Annotated in this window: 11 protein-coding genes; 3 read left to right on the forward strand and 8 right to left on the reverse strand. The window is 70.4% G+C overall.

Features of this window, described 5'->3' with window-relative positions:
* Positions 1 to 734: 734 nt before the first annotated feature.
* The 7 genes from HUX53_RS09550 to HUX53_RS09580 all read right to left on the reverse strand — a co-directional run bounded on the left by HUX53_RS09550 (position 735) and on the right by HUX53_RS09580 (position 8966).
* Entirely contained in the window at positions 735 to 929 is a 195-nt protein-coding gene (locus HUX53_RS09550; protein WP_176402795.1) for a hypothetical protein, read from the reverse strand.
* A 120-nt stretch (positions 930 to 1049) separates the two neighbouring features.
* Positions 1050 to 2204: an acyl-CoA dehydrogenase family protein gene (locus tag HUX53_RS09555; RefSeq protein ID WP_176402796.1), complete on the reverse strand. Its 1155-nt coding sequence runs from the start codon at positions 2202 to 2204 to the stop codon at positions 1050 to 1052.
* A gap of 41 nt (positions 2205 to 2245) precedes the next feature.
* Positions 2246 to 4195 (reverse strand): biotin carboxylase N-terminal domain-containing protein, encoded by a 1950-nt coding sequence (locus tag HUX53_RS09560; protein WP_176402797.1) that lies wholly within the window; start codon positions 4193 to 4195, stop codon positions 2246 to 2248.
* An 11-nt stretch (positions 4196 to 4206) separates the two neighbouring features.
* On the reverse strand, positions 4207 to 5784 hold the full coding sequence (locus HUX53_RS09565) for an acyl-CoA carboxylase subunit beta (protein WP_176402798.1): 1578 nt from the start codon (positions 5782 to 5784) through the stop codon (positions 4207 to 4209).
* 11 nt (positions 5785 to 5795) lie between these two features.
* Positions 5796 to 7697, reverse strand: a complete 1902-nt coding sequence (locus tag HUX53_RS09570) for an acyclic terpene utilization AtuA family protein (protein ID WP_176402799.1) — start codon at positions 7695 to 7697, stop codon at positions 5796 to 5798.
* A gap of 124 nt (positions 7698 to 7821) precedes the next feature.
* On the reverse strand, positions 7822 to 8022 hold the full coding sequence (locus HUX53_RS09575) for a DUF397 domain-containing protein (RefSeq protein WP_176402805.1): 201 nt from the start codon (positions 8020 to 8022) through the stop codon (positions 7822 to 7824).
* Between the two features lie 2 nt (positions 8023 to 8024).
* The gene (locus HUX53_RS09580; RefSeq protein ID WP_176402800.1) at positions 8025 to 8966 is read right to left on the reverse strand and encodes a helix-turn-helix transcriptional regulator; all 942 of its coding nucleotides are present in this window, start codon (positions 8964 to 8966) and stop codon (positions 8025 to 8027) included.
* Positions 8967 to 9019: 53 nt separating this feature from the next.
* Here HUX53_RS09580 and HUX53_RS09585 point away from each other — a divergent pair, with 53 nt between their 5' ends.
* From HUX53_RS09585 to HUX53_RS09595, 3 genes are read left to right on the forward strand one after another with little or no spacing between them, the layout of a single operon-like run.
* Positions 9020 to 9385, forward strand: coding sequence for a hypothetical protein (locus tag HUX53_RS09585; RefSeq protein WP_176402801.1), 366 nt, complete (start codon positions 9020 to 9022; stop codon positions 9383 to 9385).
* A complete protein-coding gene (locus tag HUX53_RS09590; RefSeq protein ID WP_176402802.1) occupies positions 9382 to 9801 on the forward strand; it encodes a hypothetical protein in 420 nt (139 codons plus the stop codon). Before HUX53_RS09585 ends, HUX53_RS09590 begins: the two co-directional genes overlap by 4 nt.
* 55 nt (positions 9802 to 9856) lie before the next feature.
* Positions 9857 to 10468 carry a TetR/AcrR family transcriptional regulator gene (locus HUX53_RS09595; RefSeq protein ID WP_176402803.1) on the forward strand — a complete coding sequence of 204 codons (612 nt, stop codon included), beginning with the start codon at positions 9857 to 9859 and terminating at the stop codon, positions 10466 to 10468.
* Between the two features lie 203 nt (positions 10469 to 10671).
* Here HUX53_RS09595 and HUX53_RS09600 read toward each other — a convergent pair whose 3' ends face one another.
* Positions 10672 to 11526: an SDR family oxidoreductase gene (locus tag HUX53_RS09600; RefSeq protein ID WP_176402804.1), complete on the reverse strand. Its 855-nt coding sequence runs from the start codon at positions 11524 to 11526 to the stop codon at positions 10672 to 10674.
* Positions 11527 to 11689: the final 163 nt, after the last annotated feature.

Consider the following 11689-nt stretch of genomic DNA (forward strand, 5'->3'; position numbering starts at 1 on the left):
ATGCATCGCTTGCCGCATGCGCTCCACGACCGGTGCCTCCTCACGAACCCCCCGAAAGGGTTGAGCCCGGCTTCCCTGGAGCCGCCGGGGCAGCTGCGTCTGGGCGGTCGCGGCACCCATGCGGCACGCGCCGCATTTCTGTCGGGTGTTCCCGGCCGGCTCTTTCCCCCGCCTGCCCCGCCCTTCGGCTACGGTGGGGCGGGAGGCGCGCTGGGAGCCGACCCTCCAGCCCCCGTGCTCTCCCCCGCCGTCCTCGCGGTCCCCACCTCCCTCTCCCGCCCGCCTGATCCTCCCCATCACCCCTCCCCCCGTCCCCCACCTGCACATCGACAACCGCCTCACCGCCCCTACACCACTCAAAGCCCAACTAGACGCCCTACTAGCCCCACTCGCATAAACGCCGACGGCCAGCGCGCAACAACGCCCAGCAGATGACACCCAGCGGACGGCGGGCAGCGGACGGCGGGCAGCAGACGGCGGGCGGCGGGCAGTGGGCAGTGGTGCGGCAGTGATCGGCAAGCAGCGGACGGCGCCGGCAGGCAGCGCCCATCGCCCAGCGGCAGGCATTGGTGCGGCAGTCGTTGGCAAGCAGCAGGCAACGTCCGGCAGGCAAGGAGCGGCGGGCTCTGCGCAACGTCCATCGGCGGCGGGCGGGGGCTGTCTGGTGGCGGCCGGCGGAGGTCGGGTGGACCTCCGCCGGCGGTGGCCGGGCCGCGCGGCGGCGGCCGGTGCGATCAGACGTTGATGTTGATATTGGTGTTCTCGTTGTGGTTGTGGTGGTGACCGCAGCAGCCGCATCCGCAGTGGTGCATGGCGGACGCCTGGGCCGCGGGCGCGGCGGGAGCCGCCGACGCGGTGGCCGCGACACCGGCGAACCCGGCGAGCGTCGCGCCGGCCGTCAGGACCAGAACCGAGAGAAACCTACGCATGATCGTTCCTTTCGCCCTCTCCGATACTTCCTCCGCGATCCTCCCCGAATGAATACAGAGAGTAACTAGATCACCACCCCAGGTATGGCAACCGGCGGGGTGATCCTTCGCGGCGCCGGGTCAGTAGGACTTGGGCAGGCCCAGGGAGTGCTGCGCGACGTAGTTGAGGATCATCTCGCGGCTGACCGGGGCGATGCGCATCAGCCGGACGACCCCGGCGAGCATCCCGACGCCGTACTCGGTGGTGAGGCCGTTGCCGCCGTGCGTCTGGATGGCCTGGTCGACGCAGTGGATCGCGGCCTCGGCGGTCGCGTACTTGGCCATGTTCGCGGCCTCCCCCGCGCCCGTGTCGTCGCCCTCGTCGTACAGCCAGGCGGCCTTCTGCCCCATCAGCCGCGCCAGCTCCAGCTCGATCTTGGCGGCGGCGAGCGGGTGCGCGAGGCCCTGGTGCGCGCCGATCGGCGTCTTGAACACCTGGCGCTCCCCGGCGTAGGCGATGGCCTTGCCGAGGGCGAGCCGGCCGATCCCGGCGCCCATCGCGGACGCCATGATCCGCTCGGGGTTGAGGCCGGCGAACAGCTGAAGCAGGCCGCCGTCCTCGTCCCCGATGAGCGCGTCATAGGGCAGCCGGACGTCGTCGAGGTGGCAGATGAACTGCTTCTCCGGCGACACGATCTCCATGTCGATGGGCGTGTAGGTGAAGCCGGGCGTGTCCGTCGGGACGATGAACAGGGAGGGGCGCAGGTTGCCCTTCTGGTCCTGGGTGCGGGAGACGAACAGGACGGCGTCCGACTCGTCCACGCCGGAGATGAACGTCTTCTGCCCGTTCAGCACCCAGCCGTCGCCGTCGCGGCGCGCCGTGGTCGTGATGCGGTGCGAGTTGGATCCGGCGTCGGGCTCGGTGATCGCGAACGCCATCTTGACCGAGCCGTCGGCGAAGCGCGGCAGCCAGTGCTCGCGCTGCTCGTCCGTCCCCGACCGGGCGATGATCGTCGCGCAGATCGCCGGGGACACCACCATCAGCAGCAGCGGGCAGCCGGCCGCGGCCAGCTCCTCACACACGGCGGCGAGGTCGCCGATGCCGCCGCCTCCGCCGCCGTACTCCTCCGGCACGTTGACGCCGAGGTACCCGAGCCGCCCGGCCTCGGCCCACAGCTCGTCGGTCTTCTGCCCGGCCTTGGCCTTCTCCACGTAGTACGACGCGCCGTACTTGGCGCCCAGCTCGGCGACGGCCGCGCGCAGCGCCCGCCGCTCCTCACTCTCAACGAAGCTCATTCGGGGGTCGGTTTCCTTCCTGCCTGCGAGCCGCGGCGGTTCTACTCGATGACGGCGAGGACGGCGCCGGACTCGACCTGCTGGCCTGCGGCGACGTTCAGTTCCGCGACCGTGCCGGTGGACGGGGCGGTGATGCGGTGCTCCATCTTCATCGCCTCCAGGACGACGAGGGTCTGCCCCTCGGCGACGTCCGCGCCCGGTTCCGTCTCGACGCGGACGACCGTGCCGGGCATGGGGGCGAGGAGGGAGCCGGGGGCGATCTGGCTGCTCGGGTCGGCGAAGCGCGGGACGGCCGTGAGCGTCACCGGGCCGAGGCGGGAGTCGACGTGCACCGCGTCCCCGGCCGTGGTGACGGTGAAGGTCTCGCGGAGTCCGTCGCGGTCGAGGACGACCCGGTCCGGGACGGCGCTGATCAGGGACGTGCCGGGGCACAGTTCGGAGGCCAGGCCGTCCCTGCGCAGGTCGTAGTCGACGTCGAACGTCCCGTGGGGGCCTTCGAACGTCCGGCGCTGCGGCTGGGACCGGACGTTGCGCCATCCGGACGGCAGCCCGCCGAGCACCACGGCGCCGGACCGGCTCGCGGCGGCCTGGGCGAGCGCGGCGGCCAGCGCGGACACGTGGACGGCGGCCTCGTCCGCCAGCGGCGCGGCCAGCACGTCGAGGCCGATGCGGTCGAGGTAGCCGGTGTCGGTGTCGCCGTCCAGGAAGCCCGGTTCCTCCAGGATCCGGACGAGCAGGTCGCGGTTGGTGGTGAGGCCGTGGATGCGGGCGCCGCGCAGCGCGGCGGCGAGCCTGCGGGCGGCGGCGGCGCGGGCCGGGGCCCACGCGATCACCTTGGCGAGCATCGGGTCGTAGTGGACGCCGACCTCGGCACCGCTCTCCACGCCGCTGTCGAGCCGCAGCCCGTGCGCCGGGGGGACGGCGAACTCGGCGTCCACGTCCGGCACCTCGAAGGTGCGCAGGATGCCGCTGGCGGGGCGCCAGTCGTGCGCGGGGTCCTCCGCGTACAGGCGGACCTCGATGGCGTGGCCGCGCGGCTCCGGCGCGGTCTCGTCCAGGCGGGCGCCTTCGGCGACCTCGATCTGCAGCCGGACGAGGTCCACCCCGTACACGCATTCGGTGACCGGGTGCTCGACCTGGAGGCGGGTGTTGACCTCCAGGAAGTAGAAGCGGCCGTCGCGCGCGAGCATGAACTCGACCGTCCCGGCGCCGGTGTAGCCGATGGCGCGGGCCGCGTTCGCCCCCGCCTCGCACAGCTCCTTGCGGAGCCCGGGGGTGACCGCCGGGGAGGGCGCCTCCTCGACGATCTTCTGGTGGCGGCGCTGGATGGAGCATTCGCGCTCGCCGAGCGTCCAGACGGTGCCGTGCGCGTCGGCGAGGATCTGCACCTCGATGTGGCGGGCGTCCTCCAGCAGCGGCTCGCAGAACACGGCCGGGTCGCCGAACGCCGACTCCGCCTCGCGGCGCGCCCCTTCGACGGCGTCCCGCAGCTCGCCGGGCGCCCGGACGATCCGCATGCCGCGCCCGCCGCCGCCCGCGGACGCCTTGACCAGCAGCGGGAAGTCCGCTTCGGTCGTGTTCGCCGGGTCGAGTTCGGGCAGCACGGGGACGTCCGCGGCCGCCATCAGCTTCTTCGCCTCGATCTTGGAGCCCATCGCGGCGATCGCGTCCGGCGGCGGGCCGATCCAGGTGAGGCCCGCGTCGCGGACGGCGCGCGCGAAGTCCGCGTTCTCCGACAGGAACCCGTAGCCGGGATGGACGGCGTCGGCCCCGGCGCTCTTCGCGACGGCGAGGAGCCGCTCCGCCGACAGGTACGTCTCGGCCGGGGAGGCTCCGGGCAGCCGTCCGGCGACGTCCGCCTCCCGGACGTGCGGGGCGTCGGCGTCGGGGTCGGAGAAGACGGCGACCGTCCCGATGCCGAGGTCCCGGCAGGCCCGCAGGACGCGGCGGGCGATCTCGCCGCGGTTGGCGACCAGCACACTGTTGATCATTGGTACGTTTCTCACATCCGGAAGACGCCGAAGCCGTCGGCTCCGCGCACGGGCGCGTTGTGGACGACGGACAGGCACAGGCCGAGGACGGTGCGGGTGTCGCGCGGGTCGATGACGCCGTCGTCGTAGAGCCGTCCCGACAGGAAGAACGGCAGCGACTCGGCCTCGATCTGGGATTCGACCATCTCCCGCATGGCGCGGTCCTGGTCCTCGTCGTACGCCTGGCCGCGGGCTTCGGCGGCCTGCCGCGCCACGATCGACAGGACGCCGGCGAGCTGCTGCGGCCCCATCACCGCCGACTTCGCGGACGGCCACGTGAACAGGAACCGGGGATCGTAGGCCCGGCCGCACATGCCGTAGTTGCCCGCCCCGTAGGAGGCGCCCATGACGATCGAGATGTGCGGGACCTTGCTGTTCGCCACCGCGTTGATCATCAGGGCGCCGTGCTTGATGATCCCGGCCTGCTCGTACTCCTTGCCGACCATGTAGCCGGTCGTGTTGTGCAGGAACAGCAGCGGCGTGTCGCTCTGGTTGGCGAGCTGGATGAACTGCGCCGCCTTCTGCGCCTCGTCCCCGAACAGGACGCCCTGCGCATTGGCGAGGACCCCGATCGGGTAGCCGTGGACGCTCGTCCAGCCGGTGACGAGGCTCGTCCCGTAGAGCGGCTTGAACTCGTCGAACCGGGAGCCGTCCGCGACGCGGGCGATGACCTCGCGCGGGTCGAACGGGACCTTCAGGTCTTCGGGGACGATCCCGGCCAGCTCCTCCGCGTCGTACAGCGGCTCTTCGGCCTTTCCCGGGGCCGGGCCGAGCTTGCGGTGGTTGAGGTTCTTGACGATCTGGCGTCCGAGGCGGAGCGCGTCGGCCTCGTCCGCTGCCATGTAGTCGGCGAGGCCGGAGGCGCGCGCGTGCATCTCCGCGCCGCCGAGCTCCTCGTCGTCGGCCTCCTCGCCCGTCGCCATCTTCACCAGCGGCGGCCCGCCGAGGAACACCTTCGCGCGCTCCTTGACCATGACGACGTAGTCGCACATGCCTGGGATGTACGCGCCGCCGGCGGTGGAGTTGCCGAACACCAGCGCGATCGTCGGGATGCCCGCCGCCGACAGCCGGGTCAGGTCCCGGAACATCCGCCCGCCGGGGATGAAGATCTCCTTCTGCGTCGGGAGGTCCGCGCCGCCCGACTCGACCAGGTTGATCACGGGAAGCCGGTTCTCCAGCGCGATGTCGGACGCCCGGAAGCTCTTCTTCACCGTCCACGGGTTACTGGAGCCGCCCCGCACCGTCGGATCGTTCGCCACGATCATGCACTCGACGCCCTCGACGACGCCGATACCGGTGACGACGCTCGCGCCGACGGGGAAGTCGCTGCCCCACGCGGCGAGCGGGCTCAACTCCAGGAACGGCGAGTCGGGATCGAGGAGCATCTCGATGCGCTCTCGCGCCAGCATCTTCCCGCGCTTGCGGTGTCGCGCGACGTACTTCTCGCCGCCGCCTTCGAGGGCTTTCGCGTGTTCGGCGTCCAGCGCCGTCAGCTTCTCCAGCATGGCCGCGCGGCGCTCCCGGTACTCGGGGCTCCGCGCGTCCAACATGCTCTTGAGGGTCAAAGGACTCCCTCCGGGTTCTGGCCGTTCTCCGGAACCGAATGCTCGGTCTTCGAGCCCGGTTCTGGGGAGACGAGAATGGACTCCGGGACATCGACGAGGCGGGATCGCAGCCACTCCCCCAGCGCCTTGCCCTGCGGGTCGAACCGGGTCGAGGCGGACACGCCCTCCTGCAACAGCCCTTCGATGACGAAGTTGACCGCACGGAGGTTGGGCAGGACGTATCGCCGAACGGCGTGGTCCCGCGTCTCGGGCAGCAGTTCGTTCAGCCGCTCGACGGTGAGGAAGGGCTCCAGCCAACGCCACTGAGCATCCGTCCGGGCCCAGACGCCGATGTTGGCGTCCCCGCCCTTGTCCCCGCTCCGCGCCCCCACCACCCGTCCCAGCGGCCCCCGCACGACCGGGCCCTGGGCGCCGGGGCGGTTATCCACAGTTCCCTGTCCGACCTCCCCCGCGTGACCTGCGTGGTTGACACTGGGAGTGGGCTGGACCCCCCGGGCGGGTGGGGACTGGGCGGCAACATCTTCCTTGCCCACCTCGGTGGCGGAGAGCGGGGCCGTGGCAGGAAGCGGGGCAGTGGCGAGCGATGGCGGGACAGGGATACGGGCCGCCTCGTGCGTGACGGCGACGTGTTCGACCGCCTCATTGGGGACGTAAGCGGGCGTGTAGACCCCGTACGGGCTCCCCTTCCCCGGCGGGGACGTCATCGTGAAACCCGGGTAGCCGGCGAGGGCCAGTTCCACCGCCGCATTGCTGAACGCGCGGCCGACCTTGTCCGGGTCCGGGTCGAGGACGGCGCAGCGCAGCAGGACTGTCGCCTCCCCTTGCGTGGCGGGGTCGGGTTTGGCGGTGCCGAGGAGCGTCCACTCGACTCGGGCGGGCGGGGCGTCGCCGAACGCGGCCGCCATGTGAGCCTTGACCGACTCCGCCTTGGCCTCGATGCCGAGCCCCGTCAGGACGAACGTCATCTCATTGCGGTGCCCGCCGAGGTGGTTCAGGCACACCTTGGTGGACGGCGGCGGCGGGGTCCCGCGAACACCGCTGATCCGCACCCGATCGGGCCCGTCCTGCGCCAGCTCGATCGTGTCGAACCGCGTAGTCACGTCCGGCCCGGCATAGGACGGCCCGCCGATCTCGTACAGCAACTGGGCGGTGACGGTTTCGGTGGTCACGGCGCCACCCGTCCCGTCGTGCTTGGTGATGACGCTGGAGCCGTCGGCGCGGATTTCGGCGATCGGAAAGCCCGGCGCCTTTACATTGTAGATCTCTTCGAAGAATGCGTAGTTGCCGCCGGTGGCCTGTGCCCCGCACTCCAAGACGTGGCCGGCGACGGTCGCGCCCGCGAGCGCGTCCCAGTCATCCCGCGCCCACCCAAAATGCGCAGCAGCCGGCCCCACCACCAACGAGGCATCGGTAACGCGACCGGTGACCACCACATCAGCGCCGGCCTGCAGGCACTCAGCGATCCCCCAAGCGCCCAGATAGGCGTTGGCGGTCAGCGGCGCTCCATAACGAGAGTCCGCGAGCCCCAGTTCTTCGGCCCGCGCCATCAGGTCGTCGCCCTCCACATGCGCGACACGCACCTCGATCCCGAGCCGCGCGGCCAGCTCGCGCAACCGTTCCGCCAGCCCACGCGGGTTGAGCCCGCCGGCATTCGTGACGATCGCGGTACCGCGCTCCACCGCCAGCCCGAGGGACTCCTCCATCTGCCGCAAAAAGGTGGTCGCGTACCCGGCGTCCGGATCCTTCATCTTGCCGCGGCCCAGGATCAGCATGGTCAGCTCGGCGAGGTAGTCGCCGGTGAGGACGTCCAGCGGCCCGCCCTCCAGCATCTCCCGCACCGCCGAGAAGCGGTCGCCGTAGAAGCCCGAGGCGTTACCCACCCGCAGCGGTTGACTCATGGCTGAACCCTGCCACCCCGCCCCCAAAAAATCAATCACGCATGATTGTTTTCCCGTCGAAAGCAGAGTGCAGAGATCACGACGGCCCCGACAGCTTCGTCCCGCCGGGGCCGTCCGCGGATGGTCAGAGATCGAGGGAACCGGCCTTCGCCTGGGCCAGCAGGTCACCGAAGGCGGCGCGTCCGACGACCAGACGGCCCCCCTCCGGGTCCTTGCTGTCCCGGATCCCGACGAGGGCGGACGCCTGCGCGACCTCCACGCACTGACCGCTCTGGCCCCCGCTGTGGCTGCTCTTACGCCATTGGGCGGGCGAGAACTCGGTCATTTTCACAGTTCCTCCAACGCCTTGCGGATTGCGGCCTGCGAGTCCTCGGCGTTCAGCGCCTTGGACCTGATCAACTCATACAGTATGCCAAGTTCGGCGACATACCCGTCATCGTCGATCAGCCGACCTCGGCCACCCGCCATCTCGGCGTAGACCGTATCCGGTTCGCCGGGCGAGCACAGGATCGTGAACGAGCCCTCTGGACAGAGTTCGGCCTCCTCCGGAACCACGTGGAGGTGGATGCAAGGCAACTCCGATAGCGCCAGCAGGTGTTCGAGTTGGGCGCGCATGACTTCTCGCCCGCCGAATGAGCGACGAAGAACCGAAGCATCGAGCAGCGCTGTGATCACGATCGGCTCGTCCCGCCGCAGCACCTCCTGGCGTTCCATCCGCGCGGCCACGAGACGTTCCAGCTTCTCCGGTTGCTGACCCGCCCGCAGCACGGCACGCGCGTAGTCCTCCGTCTGGAAGAGGCCGGTGATGACGAAGTTCTCGTACAGCCTCATCATGCTCGCGTCCGCCTCGGCATCGGTGAACTCGGGGAAGCCGGCCGGGAGGCCGGTCTCCTCGATGACGCGGGGGTAGAGCGCCTCGAAGAACTGGTCCAGGCCGAAGACCTCGTCCAGCTTTTGGGAGATCTTGGACGTCGGGCGGCGGGTGCAGAGCTCGATGCCGCTGACCATGCTGCCCGAGATGTGGATTTTTGCCCCAAGGGCGGGTTGTGACCAGCCTTTTCCCTCCCGATGGCGCTTGAGGTGAAAGGCGAAGAATGCTCGGGCCGATTCTGAGGGGGGCGGGGCCGGCATGAGAATCCTTCCGATCTGCACAGGGCCTTGTGCGGCCTTTGGGTCACTTGTGGGGATGAACGTATAGCCGAGAGTAATCGCGTCGGCCAAGGATTGTGGGCCATACGGCAATTCCCCCACGACAATGAGGCCGATCATGAAACTCGCCAATCGATTTGTCCGCCGCCGCGAACCACTGGGGGCGTGAGCAGATGGGAGCGCACGAGCGGCGGCCCGGAGGACGCGTCCTCCCGCCACCTCCCCCCGAGCCGGCCGCCGCACGGCGGACGGGGACGGCGATCCCACAGCGGGAGCGGATCACCTTCCTGGTCCGCCTCTGCGAGAAACTCGCCCTGGCCACGGGGTTGCTGACGGCCTTCACCTCGATCGACGGCTATCCCGTCCTCAACGTGATCCCGCACAGGGCTTCCGGTCGGGCGGCCACGATCGGATGCCGCTACCGCGACGGACAGTGGTGGTTCTACGACGTCCACACCGGTGCGCCGATCCGTCCGGCCAACGAACTGGACGCCGCGGCGCACCACATCAAGGCGGCCATGAGGCGGGCGGCACGGTGACCGAGCCGACGACCGCGGGCGCGCTGCGGAACGACCAGGACAGGACGAGCCGGGAACGGACGGGAAGTACCGCCGCGCCCCACAGCTCCCCCGGCAGAGGGGGCAGCTGGGTCGTGAACCCACTCAGTGGGCGTCGACGGGCGCCGGAGATATTCGCGTGGGACGTCCGGGCCGAGGACGCCGGCTGGGCCGGAGTGACGAGCGACCGCAACGTCGCTATGCAGCACGTCCACCGTGTACTCCGCGATATCGGCCCCGGCGGCTGGGCGACTGTCCGGCACGTCGCGCTCGACCCGCTCGGCCGCGTCCGCTACATCACCTTGGGCACGGTGGCCGAAGCGTGGCTGGACGACCGGACCGGCGCGGTCGTGTGGCGTGACGGATCACTCGGGAGAGGAAAAATCAATCGCGCATGATTGTTTCCTTCCGGGGTCGTTTGGTTGACTGGGAGGCCCACCGACCAAGGAACCCATGACCGCCCACCAGGCACTTTCACGCGAACCGCAGCAGGACCGCAGCCGCGCCACCCGGCGGCGCCTCCTGGAGGCCGCCATCGGCTGCCTCTCCTCCGTCGGCTGGGCCGGGACGACCGTCGCCGTGGTCGCCGAGCGCGCGGGCGTGTCCAGGGGCGCCGCCCAGCACCATTTCCGGACGCGCGAGGAACTGGTGACGGCAGCGGTCGACTACGGCTCCGAGGTGCGGATGACCCAGATGCGCGAACGCCTGGACGCCCTCGCCGACCACCGCCCGTCCACCCTGGCCGTCGTCACCCTGCTCGGCGAGATGTACACGAGCCCGCTGTTCCGCGCCGCACTGCAACTCTGGGTCGCGGCCAGTTCCGACGAGCAGCTCCGCGCGCAGGTCGTCCCCCTCGAGGCCCGCGTGGGACGCGAGGCGCACCGCCTCACCGTCGAGGCCCTCGGCGCGGACGAGACAGTGCCCGGTGTCCGCGAGACCGTCCAGGCGACCCTCGACCTAGTGCGGGGCCTCGGCCTGGCCGACCTCCTCACCGACGACTCAGCACGCCGCACCCGCCTCCTCAACCAGTGGGCCGCCACCCTCGATCAGGCCCTCGGCCCCTGAACCGCCCGCCCGACCCGGTCAGCCCAGCCGCACCCCTCCGCAGGTAGAGATGTCCCCATACCCTCAGCAGAGGGCTCGACCCGTGGCGTCCACCGGTTACCGGTCGATCATCGGAGACGACGGTTGGTGACGAACGGCGGGCCGCCCCGTCGGGCGCTGCCAACCCCCATACCCCGTCGATGGACAGCCCGGCAGCCCTCGGATCAGATCCATCCCTTCATGGTCACGGCCAGCGGTTCGGCCGCCCGGCCGATGAGCCGAGCCAGGTCACCGGGGGTGGAGGACATGGCGTCGTCGCCAAGGTCGGTGTTGAGCGCGACCATGAAGTCCGCGGTGCCCTCGTCGAGGCCGAACGACAGCAACTGCTCCCGCTCCTGCTCGGCGGTGAGCGGCTGGTAGGCCACCGGGCGGCCGAGCAGTTGTTGTGCGGTGGCGGCGAACTCGGTGAAGGTCCAGGCTGTGTCGCCGGACAGTTCGTAGGCCTTGCCCTCGTGTCCGGGGGTGGAAAGGACGACGGCGGCGGCTTCGGCGAACTCCTTGCGGGCGGCGGTGGCCAAGCGTCCGTGGCCGAGGCTGTTGGCGATGACGCCGTGCTCGCGGGCGGTGGTGAAGTCCTGCTTGTGGTTTTCGGTGTACCAGCCGTTGCGCAGGAACGTTGACGGGATGCCGGAGGCGGTGATGAGTTCCTCGGTGGCCTTGTGGTCGGCGGCCAGCCGCAGGTTCGTGGTGGGCGCATGCAGGCCGGAGGTATAGATCAGGTAGGGGACGCCGGCTTGGCGGGCGGCGTCGATGGCGTTGCGGTGTTGGGCGACGCGGCCGCCCAGGTCGCCGAAGGACACCAGCAGCAGCTTCTCCACGCCCGCGAGGGCGGCGGCGGTGCCGGGCACGTCGTCCAGGTCGAGGCTGCCGGTGCGCAGCCCGCGGTCAGCGAGCTGGGCGAGGCGGTAGGTGTTGCGGCCGAGCGCCAGGATGTCGCCGGCGGGTACGCCGCGCTGCAGGAGGGCGTCGATGGTGAGGCCGCCGAGCTGGCCGGTGGCACCGATGATCGCGATGGTCATGGGAATCTCTCTTCGTCGAGACGGATCGGGGAGCGGGGATGCTCCTATGGATGTCAAGCGGCGAGTTCAAGATCGTTTGTTGTGATGATCTGGTAGAGCTCGCGGGCGATGTAGCGCTTGAGGCATCGGATGATCTCTTTCTTGGACAGTCCTTCCTTGGTGC

Source organism: Actinomadura sp. BRA 177 (assembly GCF_013372625.1).
In the GTDB taxonomy this organism is placed as follows: domain Bacteria; phylum Actinomycetota; class Actinomycetes; order Streptosporangiales; family Streptosporangiaceae; genus Spirillospora.